This window comes from Escherichia albertii NBRC 107761 = DSM 17582, assembly GCF_000759775.1.
Lineage (GTDB): Bacteria > Pseudomonadota > Gammaproteobacteria > Enterobacterales > Enterobacteriaceae > Escherichia > Escherichia albertii.
Map to the genome: position 1 here is coordinate 25,208 of NZ_BBMY01000001.1, position 20,063 is coordinate 45,270.

At 52.8% G+C, this 20,063-nt stretch carries 20 protein-coding genes and 1 pseudogene; 11 read left to right on the forward strand and 10 right to left on the reverse strand.

Features of this window, described 5'->3' with window-relative positions; genetic code table 11:
- Positions 1-31: 31 nt before the first annotated feature.
- The 3 genes and pseudogenes from agaC (at position 32) to EA14781_RS00140 (ending at position 2,383) form a co-directional block, all read left to right on the forward strand.
- Positions 32-835, forward strand: a complete 804-nt coding sequence (gene agaC, locus EA14781_RS00130) for a PTS galactosamine transporter subunit IIC (RefSeq protein ID WP_000544478.1) — start codon at positions 32-34, stop codon at positions 833-835.
- Positions 825-1,615, forward strand: a pseudogene (gene agaD / locus EA14781_RS00135) (PTS galactosamine transporter subunit IID). The gene agaC and the pseudogene agaD overlap by 11 nt, the downstream one beginning before the upstream one ends.
- Entirely contained in the window at positions 1,616-2,383 is a 768-nt protein-coding gene (locus tag EA14781_RS00140; RefSeq protein ID WP_077776575.1) for a galactosamine-6-phosphate isomerase, read from the forward strand. It abuts the pseudogene before it with no gap.
- Between the two features lie 49 nt (positions 2,384-2,432).
- On the opposite strand, the gene rsmI is transcribed toward EA14781_RS00140, so the two are convergent.
- Entirely contained in the window at positions 2,433-3,296 is an 864-nt protein-coding gene (rsmI, locus tag EA14781_RS00145; protein ID WP_000809245.1) for a 16S rRNA (cytidine(1402)-2'-O)-methyltransferase, read from the reverse strand.
- A gap of 63 nt (positions 3,297-3,359) precedes the next feature.
- On the opposite strand from rsmI, the gene lpoA reads away from it, so the two are divergent.
- Genes lpoA through dolP form a run of 4 tightly spaced genes read left to right on the forward strand, consistent with a single transcriptional unit; the run spans position 3,360 to position 6,941 of the window.
- Positions 3,360-5,393: a penicillin-binding protein activator LpoA gene (lpoA, locus tag EA14781_RS00150; RefSeq protein WP_000249174.1), complete on the forward strand. Its 2,034-nt coding sequence runs from the start codon at positions 3,360-3,362 to the stop codon at positions 5,391-5,393.
- A complete protein-coding gene (locus EA14781_RS00155; RefSeq protein WP_000246820.1) occupies positions 5,351-5,746 on the forward strand; it encodes a YraN family protein in 396 nt (131 codons plus the stop codon). The genes lpoA and EA14781_RS00155 overlap by 43 nt, the downstream gene beginning before the upstream one ends.
- Positions 5,747-5,765: 19 nt before the next feature.
- Entirely contained in the window at positions 5,766-6,356 is a 591-nt protein-coding gene (diaA, locus tag EA14781_RS00160) for a DnaA initiator-associating protein DiaA (protein WP_001158034.1), read from the forward strand.
- Positions 6,357-6,365: 9 nt separating this feature from the next.
- Positions 6,366-6,941 (forward strand): division/outer membrane stress-associated lipid-binding lipoprotein, encoded by a 576-nt coding sequence (gene dolP / locus EA14781_RS00165; RefSeq protein WP_000643277.1) that lies wholly within the window; start codon positions 6,366-6,368, stop codon positions 6,939-6,941.
- 460 nt (positions 6,942-7,401) lie between these two features.
- Here the strand turns inward: dolP and EA14781_RS00170 are convergent, their stop codons facing one another.
- Both EA14781_RS00170 and EA14781_RS00175 read right to left on the reverse strand, forming a co-directional pair.
- The gene (locus EA14781_RS00170) at positions 7,402-8,037 is read right to left on the reverse strand and encodes an NAD(P)H-binding protein (RefSeq protein WP_000084523.1); all 636 of its coding nucleotides are present in this window, start codon (positions 8,035-8,037) and stop codon (positions 7,402-7,404) included.
- A 42-nt stretch (positions 8,038-8,079) separates the two neighbouring features.
- A complete protein-coding gene (locus tag EA14781_RS00175) occupies positions 8,080-8,502 on the reverse strand; it encodes a YhbP family protein (RefSeq protein ID WP_000449446.1) in 423 nt (140 codons plus the stop codon).
- Between the two features lie 49 nt (positions 8,503-8,551).
- On the opposite strand from EA14781_RS00175, the gene yhbQ reads away from it, so the two are divergent.
- On the forward strand, positions 8,552-8,854 hold the full coding sequence (gene yhbQ, locus EA14781_RS00180) for a DNA damage response exodeoxyribonuclease YhbQ (RefSeq protein ID WP_010338903.1): 303 nt from the start codon (positions 8,552-8,554) through the stop codon (positions 8,852-8,854).
- Here yhbQ and EA14781_RS00185 read toward each other — a convergent pair.
- On the reverse strand, positions 8,841-9,344 hold the full coding sequence (locus EA14781_RS00185) for a GNAT family N-acetyltransferase (RefSeq protein WP_000908549.1): 504 nt from the start codon (positions 9,342-9,344) through the stop codon (positions 8,841-8,843). The two genes, yhbQ and EA14781_RS00185, sit on opposite strands and share 14 nt — an antisense overlap.
- Positions 9,338-9,862 carry a ubiquinone anaerobic biosynthesis accessory factor UbiT gene (gene ubiT / locus EA14781_RS00190; protein WP_002461011.1) on the reverse strand — a complete coding sequence of 175 codons (525 nt, stop codon included), beginning with the start codon at positions 9,860-9,862 and terminating at the stop codon, positions 9,338-9,340. The genes EA14781_RS00185 and ubiT overlap by 7 nt, the downstream gene beginning before the upstream one ends.
- A 208-nt stretch (positions 9,863-10,070) precedes the next feature.
- Between ubiT and ubiU the strand changes: the two genes are divergently transcribed.
- The 3 genes from ubiU (at position 10,071) to EA14781_RS00205 (ending at position 13,312) form a co-directional block, all read left to right on the forward strand.
- Positions 10,071-11,066: a ubiquinone anaerobic biosynthesis protein UbiU gene (ubiU, locus tag EA14781_RS00195; protein ID WP_002461009.1), complete on the forward strand. Its 996-nt coding sequence runs from the start codon at positions 10,071-10,073 to the stop codon at positions 11,064-11,066.
- 8 nt (positions 11,067-11,074) lie between these two features.
- Positions 11,075-11,953, forward strand: coding sequence for a U32 family peptidase (locus EA14781_RS00200; protein ID WP_002461007.1), 879 nt, complete (start codon positions 11,075-11,077; stop codon positions 11,951-11,953).
- Positions 11,954-12,304: 351 nt separating this feature from the next.
- Positions 12,305-13,312, forward strand: a complete 1,008-nt coding sequence (locus EA14781_RS00205; RefSeq protein ID WP_000130389.1) for a luciferase-like monooxygenase — start codon at positions 12,305-12,307, stop codon at positions 13,310-13,312.
- Positions 13,313-13,432: 120 nt separating this feature from the next.
- On the opposite strand, the gene mtr is transcribed toward EA14781_RS00205, so the two are convergent.
- The 5 genes from mtr to pnp form a co-directional block, all read right to left on the reverse strand.
- Entirely contained in the window at positions 13,433-14,677 is a 1,245-nt protein-coding gene (gene mtr / locus EA14781_RS00210) for a tryptophan permease (RefSeq protein ID WP_000224366.1), read from the reverse strand.
- A 153-nt stretch (positions 14,678-14,830) separates the two neighbouring features.
- Positions 14,831-16,714 (reverse strand): ATP-dependent RNA helicase DeaD, encoded by a 1,884-nt coding sequence (gene deaD, locus EA14781_RS00220; protein ID WP_002461004.1) that lies wholly within the window; start codon positions 16,712-16,714, stop codon positions 14,831-14,833.
- Entirely contained in the window at positions 16,707-16,787 is an 81-nt protein-coding gene (gene yrbN, locus EA14781_RS24040; protein ID WP_010723222.1) for a protein YrbN, read from the reverse strand. The genes deaD and yrbN overlap by 8 nt, the downstream gene beginning before the upstream one ends.
- A 106-nt stretch (positions 16,788-16,893) precedes the next feature.
- Positions 16,894-17,778: a lipoprotein NlpI gene (nlpI, locus tag EA14781_RS00225; protein ID WP_000802066.1), complete on the reverse strand. Its 885-nt coding sequence runs from the start codon at positions 17,776-17,778 to the stop codon at positions 16,894-16,896.
- Positions 17,779-17,886: 108 nt separating this feature from the next.
- A complete protein-coding gene (gene pnp, locus EA14781_RS00230) occupies positions 17,887-20,022 on the reverse strand; it encodes a polyribonucleotide nucleotidyltransferase (protein ID WP_002461002.1) in 2,136 nt (711 codons plus the stop codon).
- Positions 20,023-20,063 lie beyond the last annotated feature (41 nt).

Here is a 20,063-nt window from a genome sequence, read left to right on the forward strand (position 1 = left end):
ATCGCCTTAATATTCGTTTGAGGTAATAAAAATGCATGAAATAACTCTTCTTCAGGGGCTCTCCCTGGCGGCGTTAGTTTTCTTTCTGGGGATTGATTTTTGGCTGGAAGCCTTATTTTTATTCCGACCGATAATCGTTTGTACTCTTACTGGCACTATTCTTGGTGATATTCAGACGGGTTTAATTACCGGCGGTCTGACAGAACTGGCTTTCGCCGGGTTAACCCCTGCCGGCGGCGTTCAACCGCCCAACCCGATTATGGCGGGTCTGATGACCACCGTCATTGCGTGGTCTACGGGCGTCGATGCCAAAACGGCAATTGGTCTTGGTCTGCCGTTTAGTCTGTTAATGCAGTACGTCATTCTGTTCTTCTATTCGGCATTCTCATTATTTATGAGCAAAGCCGATAAATACGCGAAAGAGGCGGATACAGCAGCGTTTACCCGACTTAACTGGATAACGATGCTGATTGTTGCCTCTTCGTATGTGGTGATTGCGTTTCTCTGTACTTACCTGGCGCAAGGCGCGATGCAGGCACTGGTGAAAGCAATGCCGGCCTGGTTGACTCACGGCTTTGAAGTGGCTGGCGGTATTTTACCTGCCGTCGGTTTTGGTCTGCTGCTGCGCGTGATGTTCAAAGCGCAATACATCCCTTATCTGATCGCCGGTTTCCTGTTTATTTGCTACATCCAGGTCAGCAATTTGTTACCTGTTGCCGTACTGGGCGCAGGCTTTGCCGTGTATGAGTTTTTCAACGCGAAATCCCGGCAACAAGTGCAACCGCAGCCCGTTGCCAGTAAAAATGAAGAAGAGGACTACAGCAATGGGATCTGAAATCAGTAAAAAAGATATCACCCGTCTGGGCTTTCGTTCATCGCTGCTGCAAGCGAGCTTTAACTACGAAAGGATGCAGGCGGGCGGCTTTACCTGGGCGATGTTGCCGCTCCTGAAAAAGATCTATAAGGACGACAAACCGGGCTTAAGCGCGGCGATGAAAGATAATCTGGAATTTATTAACACCCACCCGAATCTGGTCGGGTTCCTGATGGGGTTATTAATTTCAATGGAGGAAAAAGGGAAAACCGCGACACCATTAAAGGTCTGAAAGTAGCGCTGTTTGGCCCAATCGCCGGGATTGGCGATGCGATTTTCTGGTTTACCTTGTTGCCGATTATGGCGGGAATTTGCTCATCATTTGCCAGCCAGGGAAACCTGCTGGGGCCGATTCTATTTTTCGCCGTTTACCTGCTTATCTTTTTCCTGCGCGTCGGCTGGACCCACGTCGGTTATTCAGTCGGCGTGAAGGCTATTGATAAAGTGCGAGAGAACTCGCAGATGATTGCTCGTTCGGCAACCATCCCCGGGATCACGGTAATCGGCGGGCTGATCGCTTCGTATGTGCATATTAACGTGGTGACATCGTTTGCCATCGACAGTACCCACAGCGTCGCGCTGCAGCAGGATTTCTTCGATAAAGTCTTCCCGAATATTTTACCGATGGCTTACACCCTGTTGATGTACTACTTACTGCGGGTGAAAAAAGCGCATCCAGTACTGTTAATCGGCGTAACGTTTGTGCTTTCCATCGTTTGTTCCGCATTCGGCATTTTGTAAATGGAACGAGGCACTGCGTCTGACGGTGCCTCCTTACTTAAGGAATTTCATCCTGTGCAAACCCTTCAGCAAGTGGAAAACTATACGGCGTTAAGTGAACTCGCCAGCGAATATTTATTGGACGTGATCTGTAGCAACCCGAATGCCGTGATTTGCCTGGCAACCGGAGCCACGCCATTACTGACTTATCGATATCTGGTAGAAAAAATCCACCAGCAGCGCGTTGATATCAGCCATCTCACCTTTGTGAAGCTCGATGAATGGGTAGGCCTGCCATTAACGATGCCTGGCACCTGCGAAACTTTCCTTCAACAGCATATCGTGCAGCCGCTGGGGCTACGTGAAGATCAGCTCATCAGCTTTCGCTCCGAAGATATTGATGAGAGCGAGTGTGAACGGGTGACGAACCTGATTGCACGTAAAGGCGGGCTGGATTTATGCGTACTCGGTCTGGGGAAAAACGCTCATCTGGGGCTGAACGAACCGGGAGAAAGCCTGCAACCGACCTGCCATATCAGCCAACTCGATGCCAGAACACAGCAACATGAAATGTTAAAAACCGCTGACCACCCGGTGACTCAGGGGATCACCTTAGGGCTGAAGGATATTCTCAATGCCCGCGAAGTTTTGCTGCTGGTGACAGGCGAAGAAAAGCAGGATGCGACAGAACGTTTTCTCACAGCTAAAGTCTCCACCGCTATCCCTGCTTCGTTTTTATGGCTGCATAACCATTTCACGTGTTTGACTGATGAGATGTGTCGTCGTTAACTCGCCTGCTACAGGCGTTGCAGCGCTATTCCTGCTGCGACGCCTGTAATCACTCCCCTTGCTGCTCCAGCGCATACTTATACAGCGCGTTTTTCTTCACGCCGTGAATTTCTGCTGCCAGCGCCGCTGCTTTTTTCAACGGAAGCTCGGCCTGTAACAGCGCCAGCGTGCGCAGGGCATCGGCGGGTAAGTCTTCTTCCTGTGCTTTATGGCCTTCGACAATCAGCACCATTTCGCCTTTGCGACGGTTTTCATCTTCTTTCACCCACGCCAGCAGCTCGCCAACTGGCGCGCCATGAATGGTTTCCCAGGTTTTGGTTAGCTCACGCGCCAGCACCACGTAGCGGGATTCGCCTAATACCGCGACGATATCTTCCAGGCTATCTAACAGACGGTGGGTAGATTCATAAAAAATCAGCGTGCGCGGTTCCGCTTCAATGGCTTTTAACGCATCACGGCGACCTTTCGATTTGGCAGGCAGGAAACCTTCATAACAAAAGCGATCTGATGGCAAACCCGCGGCGCTTAATGCAGTGATGGCAGCACACGGTCCAGGTAGCGGCACCACGCGAATACCCGCTTCACGGCAGGTGCGTACCAGATGATAGCCCGGATCATTAATCAGCGGCGTTCCGGCATCAGAAACCAGCGCAATGTTTTGCCCTTCTTGCAGCTTAGCCAGTAACGTTTCAGCTTTCTGATGTTCGTTATGGTCATGCAAGGCGAACAACCGGGCGTTGATACCAAAATGTTGCAGCAGTAAACCGGTATGGCGTGTATCTTCGGCGGCAATCAGATCAACGGCCTGTAACACCTCCAGCGCACGCTGGGTGATATCCGCCAGATTGCCGATCGGTGTCGGTACAATGTAAAGCTGGCCCTGAGAATTATCCGCTGATTGGTGTTGTTTCATTGTGTCGTCCGTATTGCCGATTTAATATTGAGCATTGCGTAAAAAAATATCACTGGATACACTATGGTACCCTCAACATTTTCTCGTTTGAAAGCCGCGCGTTGTCTGCCTGTTGTTTTGGCAGCCCTGATTTTCGCCGGTTGTGGCACCCATACCCCCGATCAGTCCACTGCCTATATGCAGGGGACGGCACAGGCAGATTCTGCCTTTTACCTGCAACAGATGCAGCAAAGCTCTGATGATACCAGGATCAACTGGCAATTACTTGCCATTCGTGCACTGGTGAAAGAAGGTAAAACCGGACAGGCGGTGGAGTTGTTCAACCAACTACCGCAAGAACTGAACGATACCCAGCGTCGCGAGCAGTCATTGCTGGCCGTAGAAATTAAACTGGCGCAGAAAGATTTTACTGGCGCGCAAACCTTGCTGGCGAAAATCACACCTGCCGATTTAGAACAAAACCAGCAGGCTCGCTACTGGCAGGCGAAAATCGACGCCAGCCAGGGCCGTCCTTCCCTTGATTTACTGCGTGCGTTAATTGCTCAGGAACCACTGCTCGGCGCGAAAGAAAAACAGCAGAATATCGACGCCACATGGCAGGCGCTCTCCTCCATGACTCAGGATCAAGCGAACACGCTGGTGATCAATGCCGATGAAAATATCCTGCAAGGCTGGCTGGATCTGCAGCGTGTCTGGTTTGATAACCGTAACGATCCCGACATGATGAAAGCCGGCATTGCCGACTGGCAGAAACGTTATCCGAACAACCCGGGCGCGAAAATGTTGCCAACACAGTTGGTAAACGTAAAAGCGTTTAAACCTGCGTCAACCAATAAAATCGCCCTGCTATTGCCGTTGAATGGTCAGGCCGCGGTATTTGGTCGCACTATTCAGCAAGGCTTTGAAGCGGCGAAAAATCTTGGTACTCAGCCTGTCGCGGCTCAGGTAGCCGCTGCGCCTGCCACGGACGTAGCAGAACAACCTCAGCCGCAAACCGTGGATGGCGTTGCCAGCCCGGCGCAAGCTTCAGTTAGCGATCTGACGGGTGAAGAAACTACGCCCCAACCCGCGCCAGTTAGCGCTCCGTCGGCAACCACTGCGGCAGTAAGCGCGCCTGCGAATCCGTCTGCAGAACTGAAAATCTACGATACCTCATCACAACCGCTTAGCCAGATCCTCAACCAGGTTCAGCAGGATGGCGCAAGCATTGTGGTCGGTCCGCTGCTGAAAAATAACGTTGAAGAGTTGCTGAAGAGCAACACTCCGCTGAACGTGCTGGCGCTGAATCAGCCGGAAAATGTCGAAAACCGCGCTAATATCTGTTACTTCGCGCTGTCGCCGGAAGATGAAGCCCGCGATGCGGCGCGCCATATTCATGACCAGGGCAAACAAGCGCCGCTGGTGCTGATCCCGCGGAGTTCACTGGGCGATCGCGTGGCAAATGCGTTTGCACAAGAGTGGCAGAAACTGGGCGGCGGCACCGTTCTGCAACAAAAATTTGGATCCACCAGCGAATTACGCGCGGGTGTTAACGGCGGTTCTGGTATCGCTTTAACAGGTAGTCCAATTGCCACCAGCACCTCCGCTGATACAGGAACAACAAGTAATCCGTCACTGCAAACCACACCAACCAGTGATCAATTCACCAATAACGGCGGTCGAGTGGACGCGGTGTATATCGTCGCGACACCGAGCGAGATCGCCTTTATCAAGCCGATGATCGCCATGCGTAACAGTAGCCAGAGCGGCGCAACGTTATACGCCAGTTCTCGTAGCGCGCAAGGCACCGCAGGCCCGGATTTCCGTCTGGAAATGGAAGGCTTGCAGTACAGTGAAATCCCCATGCTGGCGGGTAACAATCTGCCATTAATGCAGCAGGCGCTCAGTGCCGTGAACAATGACTATTCGCTGGCTCGGATGTATGCAATGGGCGTCGATGCCTGGTCACTGGCAAATCATTTCTCGCAAATGCGCCAGGTTCAGGGTTTTGAAATCAACGGTAATACCGGAAGCCTGACGGCTAGCCCGGATTGCGTGATTAACAGGAAGTTATCATGGCTACAGTACCAACAGGGTCAGGTAGTTCCCGCCAGTTAACGACTAAACAGACCGGTGATGCGTGGGAAGCCTCCGCGCGTCGCTGGCTGGAAGGCAATGGACTGCGGTTTGTCGCCGCCAACGTGAATGAGCGTGGCGGCGAAATTGATCTGATAATGCGTGAAGGCCAGACAATCGTTTTTGTCGAGGTGCGTTATCGCCGCTCTGCTTTCTACGGCGGCGCGGCTGCCAGTGTGACCCGTAGCAAACAACACAAATTATTACAGACTGCCCGCTTGTGGCTCGCGCGTCATAATGGGAGTTTTGATACTGTGGATTGTCGGTTCGATGTGTTAGCCTTCACCGGGAATGAAGTTGAGTGGATTAAGGACGCCTTTAATAACCACTCATAATTAAGGTTTAAGGATTAGCGTGCAAGAAAGAATCAAAGCTTGCTTCACTGAAAGCATTCAAACTCAAATTGCGGCGGCAGAGGCACTACCGGATGCGATCTCCCGTGCAGCCATGACGCTGGTTCAGTCTCTGCTCAATGGCAACAAAATTCTCTGTTGTGGTAATGGAACCTCCGCTGCCAACGCACAGCATTTTGCTGCCAGCATGATCAACCGCTTCGAAACGGAGCGACCTAGCTTACCCGCCATTGCACTAAATACGGATAATGTTGTCTTAACGGCGATTGCCAACGATCGCTTACATGATGAAGTGTATGCAAAACAAGTTCGGGCGCTGGGACATGCGGGTGATGTGCTGCTAGCCATTTCTACTCGTGGTAATAGTCGCGATATTGTTAAAGCTGTTGAAGCTGCCGTTACACGTGATATGACCATTGTGGCACTAACCGGCTATGACGGCGGTGAACTGGCGGGGCTGTTAGGGCCACAGGACGTGGAAATCCGCATTCCCTCGCATCGTAGCGCTCGCATTCAGGAAATGCATATGCTGACGGTAAATTGCCTGTGCGATCTGATCGATAACACGCTTTTCCCTCACCAGGATGATTAAGGAGAACACATGAAGGCATTTTCGCCAATCGCAGTCCTTATTTCCGCGCTACTATTGCAAGGGTGCGTTGCTGCCGCTGTGGTAGGTACTGCTGCTGTCGGCACCAAAGCGGCGACCGATCCTCGCAGTGTCGGCACTCAGGTGGACGACGGTACCCTGGAAGTGCGCGTTAACCGCGCATTGTCGAAGGACGAACAGATTAAGAAAGAAGCGCGCATTAATGTCACGGCGTATCAGGGTAAAGTTCTGCTGGTTGGGCAGTCGCCAAACTCTGAGCTTTCGGCTCGTGCGAAACAGATTGCCATGGGCGTAGACGGCGCAACCGAAGTGTATAACGAGATCCGCCAGGGTCAACCAATTGGTCTGGGCGAAGCTTCTAACGATACCTGGATCACCACCAAAGTGCGTTCGCAACTGCTGGCCAGCGACCTGGTGAAATCGTCTAACGTGAAAGTCACCACCGAAAACGGCGAAGTGTTCCTGATGGGGCTGGTGACTGAACGCGAAGCAAAAGCGGCGGCCGATATTGCCAGCCGGGTGAGCGGCGTGAAGCGGGTAACCACGGCGTTTACGTTTATTAAATAATCCTCCTTGTCATGCCTGATAAGACGCTTGCCGCGTCTTATCAGGCCTACAACGGCGCCAACCACAGGTCAGATAAGACATTCACGCCGCATCCGGCTGCCGTTGCCTGATGCGACGCTTGCCGCGTCTTATCAGGCCTACAACGGCGCCAACCACAGGTCGGATAAGGCGTTCACGCCGCATCCGGCTGCCGTTGCCTGATGCGACGCTTGTCACGTCTTATCAGGCCTGCAACGGCGCCAACCACAGGTCAGATAAGACATTCACGCCGCATCCGGCTGCCGTTGCCTGATGCGACGCTTGCCGCGTCTTATCAGGCCTACAACGGCGCCAACCGTAGGTCGGATAAGGCGTTCACGCCGCATCCGACATGTTTTTCTTCAGGTCAGAATAACAGCGCCAGACTGCCGACAATCACACCTGCTCCCCTGAAGGCGTAAATATGATGCTCACTATCAATTTATTCAGCTCTTTTGCGTAATTCTGAAGAAGTTAAAATAGTCACGCCTTCATGCTCGGGCCGCATCGCCTCTGCCAGCATCACCCGCGCCACGTCTCTCGCATCAATGGATTTCCAGTTACCTGGCAGCAAACGGAACAACGGCGCAAATAAAGTTTCGTTCATCCGCTGCTTGCTGCGATCTCCCAGCAACATCGACGGACGGGCAATGGTCAGCTTCGGCCAGTTCTGGGCAATTAACGCTTCTTCCATCTCCCCTTTGACGCGGTTATAGAAAAACGGCGAATGGGCATTTGCCCCCATGGCACTGACCACCAGCATATGCTGCGCGCCCAGTCGTCGCCCGGTTAAGGCGGTGTCCACCACCAGCGTGTAATCGGCATGAATAAACGCCTCTTTGCTACCTGCCTCCCGCCGCGTGGTACCGAGACAACAAAACACTATGTCGATCGGATCGGTGACTTGCGCCAGCGCATCGGTTAATTGCGGATCGTGTGGGTTATAGACTCCTGGCATATCTGCCAGTGGGCGTCTGGTTGGCGCGGCAATGGCATTAACTTTCGGTTCGTTAATCAACATACGCAGCAGATGACCGCCCACCAGCCCCGTTGCGCCTGTAATTAAAACCTGACTCATATTGCCTCCAGCCCTGTATGTACACTCATGTTTAACTATAGGTTACCGTTGCCAAACCAGTTTTTTACCAAAACCCAGCGTGTTGTCGGTGAATTTGATTTCATCGAGGCGGATTTCCCAAACTGGAGCTAACAGCATTCTGGCAACAGGAAAGCGACGATTATACGCCTGACGCGCGAAGTCGCCTTCTTCGCTTTCCAGTCGACGAATCTCCCCTTTAAACTGCACGCCACGGATTAATGCCACCGTTTTCGGCTGACCATTTACCGTTCCGGCAACATGAGCTTGTGGGCCGCTCATCTGCGCATGACGCGTTTTTTCTTCTGTCAGAATGTAGAATGCGACTTTCTGCGCATCAAAAAGATAAAAGGCATTGGCGCACCAGAGTTCCCCGTCCTGCTGCACGCACCAGGTAACAACATGTTGTTTTGCCAGCCAACGGCTGATGGCGGTGAGTGTTTCCATTTCTGTTCTCTTTTATACTGTTGTCTGAACTTAACATGTGATGCATACAATGACCCCCTGGTTCCTTTACTTGATCCGCACCGCTGACAATAAGCTTTATACCGGGATAACCACGGATGTTGAACGCCGCTATCAGCAGCATCAAAGCGGTAAAGGAGCAAAAGCACTGCGCGGGAAAGGAGAACTGACACTGGCGTTTTCCGCACTGGTTGGCGACCGTTCGCTGGCGCTACGGGCGGAATATCGCGTCAAACAACTGACCAAACGGCAGAAAGAGCGTCTGGTCGCAGAAGGAACAGGGTTTGCAGAGCTGTTAAACCGTCTACAAACCCCGGAGATTAAAAGCGATTGAAGTGATCGTGATACTCAACCAGGCCGGTTACGCCATTCAGCGCATCATCCGCTAAACGATGTACCAGGAAGGCGCTTTCAGTGCCCGGCCAGCGGCAACGCAGATCGTGATGCGCCGCCAGTTCAAAGCCAAAACGGCTGTACAGCGCCGGATCGCCCAGCGTCACCACTGCGGCATAGCCGAACTCATTAAGCGAATCGAGTCCTTCATAGACCAGTTGACGCGCCAGCCCTTGCCCGCGGTATTTTTCATCTACCGCCAGTGGCGCCATACCGACCCATTGCAGGTCTTCGCCCTGCACATCAACCGGACTAAATGCCACATAGCCAATGACCTGACCTTCATCATCCGTCGCTACCAGTCCCAGCGTCAGAAAGCCATCTTCACGCAGATCGTGAACCAGCTTTGCTTCCGCATCGCTTTCGAATGAACGACGCAGCAGGGCATCAATACCCGGCGCATCAATGGGAATTTCTACTCGAATTAGCATGGTTCACCTACCGATGTCTGTTTGGTTTCAGGCGTGGTTTTCATTCCCGCCTCAACAAAATCTGCCAATTGCAGTAGCATCATACGTAACGCTTTCGGCATTTGCTCCAGTTCAATGGCGTCCATCAGGTTTTTCACATATAACCCCAGCTCCGTATCACCCTCGATCACCAGCCGGCGCTGGAAGAAGAGTGTATCTGGATCCTGTTTACGCGCTGCAATCATCAGCAGATCGCTGGCATCGGCACTAAAACTCACATCAGCTTGTGCGTTCTGGCTGACGACCAGTTTGCCGTTCACCACCGAGGTGTACCATTGCAGGTCAATATCACGCACATGAATACTTAACCAACGACCTTCAAGGAACTCCAGCTCGCCATCGTCCAGCGCCTGGCGGAATTGCCAGCTTAAAATTTGCTCAAGAACCTGGCGTTTAAGCGCAAAGGGCGTCAGTTTTACCGGTACACTCAACAGAGATGGTCCCAAATGCACAATGCGGGAACGCAGTTTATCCAACACGAGTTTTACTCCCTGCTTCAACAATCGTCCTATTTTGCCATATCAGAAAAATAACATAGCGGTATAAATCAACAATTCCATATGAAATTGCTGCTACCACCAATACAACTTTAACTGCCTTAAATCAAAAATTGTCGCAGCAAGGTTAACTAAAATCCCAGTTCGTTAACATTTTTGCGCTTTGACAGCGCAACCTTCAGGAAAAATTATGGAGCTGCTCTGCCCTGCCGGAAATCTCCCGGCGCTTAAGGCGGCCATCGAAAACGGCGCAGATGCTGTTTATATCGGGCTAAAAGATGATACCAATGCCCGTCACTTCGCCGGCCTTAACTTTACCGAAAAAAAATTGCAGGAAGCGGTGAGTTTTGTCCATCAACATCGCCGCAAACTTCACATCGCAATTAACACTTTTGCGCACCCGGACGGCTACGCCCGCTGGCAGCGCGTCGTGGATATGGCGGCGCAACTGGGTGCCGACGCGTTGATCCTTGCCGATCTCGCCATGCTGGAATACGCCGCCGAGCGTTACCCACATATTGAACGTCACGTATCGGTGCAGGCTTCAGCGACCAATGAAGAGGCGATTAACTTTTATCATCGCCATTTTGACGTTGCCCGCGTGGTGCTGCCGCGCGTGTTGTCGATTCATCAGGTGAAACAACTGGCGCGAGTTACCCCTGTTCCACTGGAAGTGTTTGCTTTCGGCAGCCTGTGCATTATGTCGGAGGGCCGTTGCTATCTGTCGTCATATCTGACGGGTGAGTCACCCAACACCGTGGGCGCGTGTTCCCCAGCTCGTTTCGTTCGCTGGCAACAAACGCCACAGGGACTGGAATCTCGCCTGAACGAAGTACTGATCGATCGTTATCAGGACGGCGAGAACGCAGGTTATCCGACGTTGTGTAAAGGGCGTTATCTGGTGGACGGCGAGCGCTATCACGCGCTGGAAGAACCCACCAGTCTCAATACCCTTGAGCTACTGCCGGAGTTAATGGCGGCGAATATCGCTTCGGTGAAAATTGAAGGCCGTCAGCGTAGCCCGGCGTATGTCAGCCAGGTAGCGAAAGTCTGGCGTCAGGCTATCGATCGTTGTAAGGCCGATCCGCAAAACTTCGTACCACAAAGTGCGTGGATGGAGACGCTCGGGTCGATGTCCGAAGGCACGCAAACCACCCTTGGCGCGTATCACCGTAAATGGCAGTGAGAAAAGCAATGAAATATTCCTTAGGGCCGGTACTGTGGTACTGGCCAAAAGAGACGCTGGAAGAATTTTATCAGCAGGCCGCCGCCAGCAGCGCCGACGTGATTTATCTCGGTGAAGCGGTATGCAGCAAGCGCCGGGCAACCAAAGTTGGCGACTGGCTGGAGATGGCAAAATCACTCGCCGGGAGTGGCAAGCAGATAGTGCTCTCCACGCTGGCGCTGGTGCAGGCGTCCTCCGAACTGGGCGAACTGAAACGCTATGTAGAGAACGGCGAGTTTCTGATTGAAGCCAGCGATCTCGGCGTGGTGAATATGTGCGCTGAGCGCAAATTGCCGTTCGTCGCCGGGCACGCGCTGAACTGCTATAACGCGGTGACGCTGAAAATATTACTCAAACAGGGCATGATGCGCTGGTGTATGCCGGTGGAGCTTTCCCGCGACTGGCTGGTGAATCTGCTTAATCAGTGCGATGAACTGGGCATTCGCAACCAGTTTGAAGTGGAAGTCCTGATCTACGGTCATCTGCCGCTGGCCTACTCCGCCCGCTGCTTTACGGCACGTTCGGAAGACCGCCCGAAAGATGAGTGTGAAACCTGCTGCATTAAGTATCCGAACGGGCGCAACGTGCTGTCGCAGGAGAATCAGCAGGTGTTTGTACTCAATGGCATTCAGACCATGAGCGGCTACGTTTACAATCTCGGTAACGATCTGGCATCAATGCAGGGGCTGGTTGATGTGGTCCGCCTGTCACCGCAGGGTACTGACACTTTCGCGATGCTCGACGCCTTCCGCGCTAATGAAAATGGTGCGGCACCACTCCCGTTGACGGCAAACAGCGACTGTAACGGCTACTGGCGGCGGCTGGCGGGGCTGGAGCTGCAAGCGTAAGCAAATATGCTCGTCATACTTCGAGTTGCATGTGCTGCGTCTGCGGGTTATTCGGCCCATCCATGGGCCTCACCCCTTACGGGGCCGCTGCAAGCAGCGTTCAAATCCGCTCCATGCGAATTTGTCGTTCACCCCAGTCACTTACTTATGTAAGCTCCTGGGGATTCACTCTCTTGTCGCGTTACTCGGCCTGAGGCCTCGCCCTTTCAGGGCCAACGCAAGCGTTGTTCAAAACGCCACTGCCGTTTTGTCCTGCAACTCGAATTATTTAGAGCATAGCTCACTTTGTTAACAACTTTAACTACCCTTTAATGCAATATTAAAGATTAATCGGTAACAAAGTGAGCTGTTATGACTGATAAAACCATTGCGTTTTCGCTACTCGATCTGGCCCCCATCCCCGAAGGTTCTTCAGCGCGGGAAGCGTTCTCTCACTCTCTCGATCTTGCCCGTCTGGCTGAAAAGCGCGGCTATCATCGCTACTGGCTGGCGGAACACCACAATATGACCGGCATTGCCAGTGCTGCAACGTCGGTGTTGATTGGCTATCTGGCGGCGAATACTACCACGCTGCACCTGGGTTCTGGCGGCGTGATGTTGCCGAACCATTCGCCGCTGGTGATTGCCGAGCAGTTCGGCACGCTCAATACTCTCTATCCGGGGCGAATCGATTTAGGGCTGGGTCGCGCGCCGGGTAGCGATCAGCGAACAATGATGGCGCTACGTCGTCATATGAGCGGAGATATTGATAATTTCCCCCGCGATGTCGCAGAGTTGGTGGACTGGTTTGACGCCCGCGATCCCAATCCGCATGTGCGCCCGGTACCGGGCTATGGCGAGAAAATCCCGGTGTGGTTGTTAGGCTCCAGCCTTTACAGCGCGCAACTGGCGGCGCAGCTTGGTCTGCCGTTTGCGTTTGCCTCACACTTCGCGCCGGATATGTTGCTCCAGGCGCTGCATCTTTACCGTAGCAACTTCAAACCGTCGGCACGGCTGGAAAAACCGTACGCGATGGTGTGCATCAATATTATCGCCGCCGACAGCAACCGCGACGCTGAGTTTCTTTTTACCTCGATGCAGCAAGCCTTTGTGAAGCTGCGCCGCGGAGAAACCGGGCAACTGCCGCCGCCGATTCAGAATATGGATCAGTTCTGGTCGCCGTCCGAGCAGTATGGCGTACAGCAGTCACTGAGTATGTCGCTGGTGGGCGATAAAGCGAAAGTGCGTCATGGTTTGCAGTCGATCCTGCGCGAAACTGACGCCGATGAGATTATGGTTAACGGGCAAATTTTCGATCACCAGGCGCGCCTGCATTCGTTTGAACTGGCAATGGACGTGAAGGAAGAGCTGTTGGGGTAGTGTATTTTATTTTGTCTGATGCAGCGGGAAGCCTTATCCGGCCCGCCCAATGTAGGCCTGATAAGCGAAGCGCATCAGGCATTGTACAGGCAGTAGAAATGTCGGATAAGGTACAGTTGATTACTGATACACCGGCAGCAAATTAAAACTCGACAGGATGTGCACCAGTGCGTTGCCCACACCAAAGACCAGAATCAGGACAATCATCGGCTTGCCGCCCCAGACACGGAATTTAGGGCTACCAAAGCGTTTACGCGATGCGCGGGCCAGCAGCGCCGGAACAATTGCCGCCCAGATGGTAGCGGCTAATCCCGCATAGCCAATGGCATACAGGAACCCATTCGGGAACAGCAGACCGCCAACGACGGGCGGTGCAAAGGTCAACAGTGCCGTTTTAAAGCGCCCCATTGCCGAATCATCAAAGCCAAACAGATCCGCCAGATAGTCGAACAGACCCAGCGTTACGCCGAGGAACGAACTCGCCACTGCAAAGTTTGAGAATACGACCAGCAGAAGGTCCAGACTACGGCTGTTCAGCACGCCGCTCAACGCCTGTACCAGCACATCAATATTGCCGCCTTTCTCCGCAATACCGATAAACTCCGGGCGAGGAATATTCCCCATTGTTGCCAGCAACCAGATGGTATACAGCGCCAGCGCCATTAACGTACCGTACACCAGACATTTCACGATAGTTTTCGGATCCTTGCCGTAATATTTCATCAGGCTCGGAACGTTGCCGTGATAGCCAAACGATGCCAGACAAAACGGCAGTGTCATCAACAGATACGGCGCGTAAGACGCATTGCTTTCCGCGACGTTGAACAATGTCGCAGGCTGTACATGCCCCAGCAGGCTACCGAAAGTGAGGAAGAAGGTAATGACTTTCGCCCCCAGCACAATCGCCGTCATGCGGCTGACGGCTTTGGTGCTTAACCACACCACAAACGCTACCAGCAGTGCAAAACCAAAACCTGCCGCCCGTGCCGGGACGTTGAGCGACATCTCAGAGAAAGTGTGATGAAGAATCGAACCACTGGCGGAAATATAGGCGTAAGTCAGGATATAGAGCACAAAGGCAATGGAAATGCCGTTGACTACGTTCCAGCCTTTGCCCAGTAAATCTTTGGTAATGGTGTCAAAGCTCGAACCGATTCGGTAATTCAGGTTAGCTTCCAGGATCATCAAGCCGGAATGCAGCATACAAAACCAGGTGAAGATCAGCGCCGCCATCGACCAGAAGAACCACGCACCGGACATGACCACTGGCAGAGAAAACATCCCTGCGCCAATAATGGTGCCGCCGATAATCACCACGCCGCCAAGCAGCGACGGTGACGTTTGGGTGGTGGTTAGTGTTGCCATGAGGGCTTCTCTCCAGTGAAAAATAGTGCGACTGCGTTGTTATGTGTTGCACTGTACCAGTACGCGAGTACAAAAAACAGAAAAAAAACCCCGATTGTTAGAATCGGGGCTGTATATTTTACTTTACGTCAGGTAATAGCGATTTAGTGTGAATTACGCATCGCCACCGAAACGACGGCGACCGGTAGAGTCATCACGACGCGGTGCGCGGCCTTCACGACGTTCGCCGCTGAAACGACGACCATCACCACGACCCCCTTCACGGCGTTCACCGCTGAAATTACGACCGCCCTCACGACGCTCACCACCGAAGCCACGACCACCGCCACGACGTTCAGTATGCGGCTGTGCATCACCCAACAGTTGCATGTTCATTGGTTTGTTAAGAATGCGAGTACGGGTAAAGTGTTGCAGCACTTCACCTGGCATCCCCTTCGGCAGTTCGATAGTGGAGTGAGAAGCAAACAGCTTGATGTTACCGATATAACGGCTGCTAATATCGCCTTCGTTGGCAATTGCACCAACGATATGACGAACTTCAACGCCATCATCACGGCCCACTTCAATGCGGTAAAGCTGCATTTCACCAACATCGCGACGTTCACGACGCGGACGATCTTCACGGTCGCCACGCGGGCCACGGTCATTACGATCGCGCGGACCACGGTCATCACGGTCACGGAATTCACGACGCGGACGCATCGGCGCATCTGGCGGCACGATCAGAGTACGTTCACCCTGTACCATTTTCAGCAGTGCGGCTGCCAGAGTTTCGAGATCCAACTCTTCACCTTCCGCAGTCGGCTGAATTTTGCTCAACAGTGCACGGTATTGATCCAGATCGCTACTTTCCAGTTGCTGCTGTACTTTGGCAGCAAATTTTTCCAGACGGCGTTTGCTCAGCAGTTCTGCGTTAGGCAGTTCGACTTCTGGAATGGTCAGCTTCATGGTGCGCTCGATGTTGCGCAGCAGACGACGCTCGCGGTTTTCAACGAACAGTAGCGCACGACCCGCACGACCCGCACGACCGGTACGACCGATACGGTGAACGTAAGACTCGGAGTCCATCGGGATATCGTAGTTAACCACCAGGCTGATACGCTCAACGTCCAGGCCACGGGCCGCAACGTCGGTGGCGATCAGGATGTCCAGACGACCATCTTTCAGACGTTCCAGAGTCTGCTCACGCAGCGCCTGGTTCATATCACCGTTCAGCGCGGCGCTGTTATAGCCGTTACGTTCCAGGGCTTCAGCCACTTCCAGAGTCGCGTTTTTGGTACGAACGAAAATAATCGCCGCATCAAAATCTTCCGCTTCCAGGAAACGCACCAGCGCTTCATTTTTACGCATACCCCAGACAGTCCAGTAGCTCTGGCTGATGTCAGGACGGGTCGTCACGCTGGACTGAATACGCACTTCCTGCGGCTCTTTCATAAAGCGACGGGTAATGCGACGGATCGCTTCCGGCATGGTTGCAGAGAACAGAGCGGTCTGATGACCTTCCGGGATCTGCGCCATAATGGTTTCCACGTCTTCGATGAAGCCCATACGCAGCATTTCATCAGCTTCATCCAGAACCAGACCGCTCAGTTTAGAGAGGTCCAGAGTGCCACGTTTCAGGTGGTCCAGCAGACGGCCTGGAGTACCGACAACGATCTGCGGCCCCTGACGCAGGGCACGTAATTGCACGTCATAACGCTGGCCGCCGTACAGAGCAACCACGTTTACGCCGCGCATGTGTTTAGAGAAATCCGTCATTGCTTCAGCAACCTGTACCGCCAGTTCGCGGGTCGGTGCCAGCACCAGAATCTGTGGCGCTTTCAGCTCAGGATCAAGATTTTGCAGCAAAGGTAAGGAGAATGCTGCAGTTTTTCCGCTCCCCGTCTGGGCCATACCCAGAACGTCGCGGCCATTCAGCAGATGTGGAATACACTCCGCCTGAATTGGAGATGGTTTTTCGTAACCCAGATCGTTAAGGGCTTCAAGGATAGGAGCCTTCAGGCCCAGATCTGCAAAAGTGGTTTCGAATTCAGCCATGTAGTACGTGTGCCTCAAAATTAATGGCGGCCAGTCTACATAACTCATCATGAAATTGATCAGCAATTTTCATTGAAAAGTGTGAACCGGCTCAAAGTAGGTGTATTAACGAACAACAACGCCCTCACCCGTTAAGGTGATGGCAATCAAAAAAGATTACGGGCTGATGTGTACGTCAGCTATTGCTGGTCCGATTCTGCCAGGTCATCTTGGTCCTGGCCCAGGAGCGATAATTCCAACAATGCGTATCGGTGCTCAACAAAGTTATGAACGTTGTTGGCAACCGCCAGTTTGAACAGTGCCGCAGCGCTGTCCAAATCCCCCAGACTTAGGTAGTACTTACCTAAATAGAAGTTGGTTTCACTGAGATGCTCAGCGAGCGAGGTGTTATCCGTTGCGTCCGCCTTGAGCCTTTCCATTAACGTTTGTTCGCTAATGTTGCCCAGGTAGAACTCGACAATGTTCCATCCCCACTGTTCCTTGTCCGATTTTTCGAAGTGTTGCTTCAACACTTCTTTAGCCTGCTTCTCATCGAGCTTCTGCTCGGCAAGATAAAGCCACAGACTACGGAAAGGATCATTGGGATCGTCTTGATAAAACGCCAGCAGATCATCTTGCGCTAACCTGGCACGACCGCCGTAATATAATGCGATCCCGCGATTCAAGTGCGCGTAGTTGTAAGTTGGATCAAGCTCAAGTACAGAATCAAACGCTTCATAGGCAGCATCAAAATTGCCTGCCTGCGTTAAATATATGCCCAAGTAATTGAATACTTCAGGCATATCCGGTCGGATTGCCAGCGCCTGCGAAAAATCGTTACGCGCTAATGCCCTCAGACCGAGACTATCATACAACACTCCGCGCTCATATAAAAGCTGTGCGCGTTCGTCATCGGTTAAAGCCCGACTGGCAAGGATCTGTTCCATACGTGCCAGAATCACTTCCTGCTGTAAAGTCGGTTGCAATGGTACTGCGAGGACTTCACTTTTACGCCAGGAAATATTACTGCATCCTGCAAGCGTAAGTGCTGTCGCAACGAAACACCAGCGCAAAAAAGGCTTCATTTCCCACTCCCGAAGACCACGGTTGAATGAACGTCCTGTTCCCGGTTGCTAACAAGGCGTCCAGCCCGGTTAAAAGCCCCCCGCCGCAGCGGAGGGCAAATGGCAACCTTACTCGCCCTGTTCAGCAACCGGAGCTTCCGGTGCCGCAGCAGGTTGAGACTGCTCAGTCGCTTCTTTAATGCTCAGACGGATACGGCCCTGGCGATCAACTTCCAGAACTTTAACCGGTACTTCCTGATTCATCTGCAGGTAATCGGTCACTTTCTCAACACGTTTGTCGGCGATTTGAGAAATGTGTACCAGACCTTCTTTACCGCCGCCGATGGCAACAAATGCGCCAAAGTCAACGATACGGGTCACTTTACCATTGTAGACGCGGCCCACTTCGATTTCCGCAGTGATCTCTTCGATACGACGAATCGCGTGTTTCGCTTTTTCGCCGTCGGTCGCTGCAATCTTCACAGTACCATCATCTTCGATTTCGATAGTGGTGCCCGTTTCTTCGGTCAGGGCGCGGATAACAGAACCGCCTTTACCGATAACGTCTTTGATCTTGTCCGGGTTGATCTTAATGGTATGGATACGCGGAGCAAACTCAGAGATATCGCCGCGCGGCGCGTTGATCGCCTGTTCCATTACGCCCAAGATATGCAGACGCGCACCTTTAGCCTGGTTCAGCGCAACCTGCATGATCTCTTTGGTGATGCCTTCAATTTTGATATCCATCTGCAATGCAGAGATACCGTCGCGAGAACCCGCAACTTTGAAGTCCATATCGCCCAGGTGATCTTCGTCGCCCAGAATGTCAGACAGTACAACGTAGTTATCGCCTTCTTTCACCAGGCCCATTGCGATACCCGCAACAGCAGCTTTGATCGGCACGCCTGCGTCCATCAGCGCCAGAGACGCGCCGCACACAGAAGCCATAGAAGAAGAACCGTTGGATTCGGTAATTTCAGACACTACACGTACGGTGTACGGGAATTTGTCCATATCCGGCATGACGGCCAGCACACCGCGTTTCGCCAGACGACCGTGACCAATTTCACGACGCTTCGGAGAACCGACCATGCCGGTTTCACCTACGGAGTACGGAGGGAAGTTGTAGTGGAACAGGAAGGTGTCGGTACGTTCGCCCATCAGTTCATCAAGAACCTGTGCGTCACGTGCAGTACCCAGCGTTGCGGTAACCAGTGCCTGCGTTTCACCGCGGGTGAACAGCGCAGAACCGTGAGTACGCGGCAGCACGCCAGTGCGCACATCCAGACCACGGATCATGTCTTTTTCACGACCATCGATACGCGGTTCACCTGCCAGTACGCGGCTACGAACAACTTTTTTCTCGATAGCGTGCAAAATTTCACCCAGTTCGTTTTCGTCCAGGGTTTCGTCTTCAGCAAGCAGCGTCGCAATGGTTTCAGATTTGATGACATCAACCTGTGCATAGCGCTCTTGTTTATCGGTGATACGGTAAGCATCGCTCAAGCGAGCTTCAGCCAGTGCAGCAACGCGCGCGTTCAGCGCTTCGTTTACCGGCTCTGGCTGCCAATCCCAACGCGGTTTACCCGCTTCTTTCACCAGTTCATTGATGTTCTGAATAACAACCTGCTGTTGTTCATGACCGAACACAACCGCACCCAGCATCTGGTCTTCGCTCAGCAGTTCAGCTTCAGATTCAACCATCAGCACAGCGGCTTCAGTACCGGCAACAACCAGGTCCAGTTTGCTCTCTTTCAGCTCGTCCTGAGTCGGGTTCAGTACATACTGGTCATTGATGTAACCTACGCGGGCAGCACCAATCGGACCATTGAACGGAATACCAGACAGAGACAGCGCCGCAGAAGCGCCAATCATCGCAACGATATCCGGGTTAACCTGCGGGTTAACAGAAACCACGGTGGCGATAACCTGAACTTCGTTGACGAAGCCTTCCGGGAACAGCGGGCGAATCGGGCGGTCAATCAGACGCGCGATCAGCGTTTCGCCTTCGCTTGGGCGGCCTTCACGACGGAAGAAGCTACCCGGGATACGACCAGCAGCGTAGGTACGCTCCTGATAGTTAACGGTCAGAGGGAAGAAGTCCTGACCTGGTTTGGCTTTTTTCTGACCGACAACGGTAACAAATACCGCGGTGTCATCCATGCTAACCATAACAGCGGCAGTAGCCTGACGAGCCATCATGCCGGTTTCCAGAGTGACGGTATGTTGGCCGTACTGGAATTTACGAACGATCGGATTAAGCAATGTAATATCCTTTCTCTTTCTTAGACAGTACCTTACGGCAC

Coding starts and splice junctions, on each gene's coding strand:
- agaC (WP_000544478.1), top strand. CDS start 32: ATGCATGAAATAACTCTTCTTCAGGGGCTCTCCCTGGCGGCGTTAGTT.
- EA14781_RS00140 (WP_077776575.1), top strand. CDS start 1,616: ATGGAACGAGGCACTGCGTCTGACGGTGCCTCCTTACTTAAGGAATTT.
- rsmI (WP_000809245.1), bottom strand. CDS start 3,296: ATGAAACAACACCAATCAGCGGATAATTCTCAGGGCCAGCTTTACATT.
- lpoA (WP_000249174.1), top strand. CDS start 3,360: ATGGTACCCTCAACATTTTCTCGTTTGAAAGCCGCGCGTTGTCTGCCT.
- EA14781_RS00155 (WP_000246820.1), top strand. CDS start 5,351: ATGGCTACAGTACCAACAGGGTCAGGTAGTTCCCGCCAGTTAACGACT.
- dolP (WP_000643277.1), top strand. CDS start 6,366: ATGAAGGCATTTTCGCCAATCGCAGTCCTTATTTCCGCGCTACTATTG.
- EA14781_RS00170 (WP_000084523.1), bottom strand. CDS start 8,037: ATGAGTCAGGTTTTAATTACAGGCGCAACGGGGCTGGTGGGCGGTCAT.
- EA14781_RS00175 (WP_000449446.1), bottom strand. CDS start 8,502: ATGGAAACACTCACCGCCATCAGCCGTTGGCTGGCAAAACAACATGTT.
- yhbQ (WP_010338903.1), top strand. CDS start 8,552: ATGACCCCCTGGTTCCTTTACTTGATCCGCACCGCTGACAATAAGCTT.
- EA14781_RS00185 (WP_000908549.1), bottom strand. CDS start 9,344: ATGCTAATTCGAGTAGAAATTCCCATTGATGCGCCGGGTATTGATGCC.
- ubiU (WP_002461009.1), top strand. CDS start 10,071: ATGGAGCTGCTCTGCCCTGCCGGAAATCTCCCGGCGCTTAAGGCGGCC.
- EA14781_RS00200 (WP_002461007.1), top strand. CDS start 11,075: ATGAAATATTCCTTAGGGCCGGTACTGTGGTACTGGCCAAAAGAGACG.
- EA14781_RS00205 (WP_000130389.1), top strand. CDS start 12,305: ATGACTGATAAAACCATTGCGTTTTCGCTACTCGATCTGGCCCCCATC.
- mtr (WP_000224366.1), bottom strand. CDS start 14,677: ATGGCAACACTAACCACCACCCAAACGTCACCGTCGCTGCTTGGCGGC.
- deaD (WP_002461004.1), bottom strand. CDS start 16,714: ATGGCTGAATTCGAAACCACTTTTGCAGATCTGGGCCTGAAGGCTCCT.
- yrbN (WP_010723222.1), bottom strand. CDS start 16,787: ATGAAAATTGCTGATCAATTTCATGATGAGTTATGTAGACTGGCCGCC.
- nlpI (WP_000802066.1), bottom strand. CDS start 17,778: ATGAAGCCTTTTTTGCGCTGGTGTTTCGTTGCGACAGCACTTACGCTT.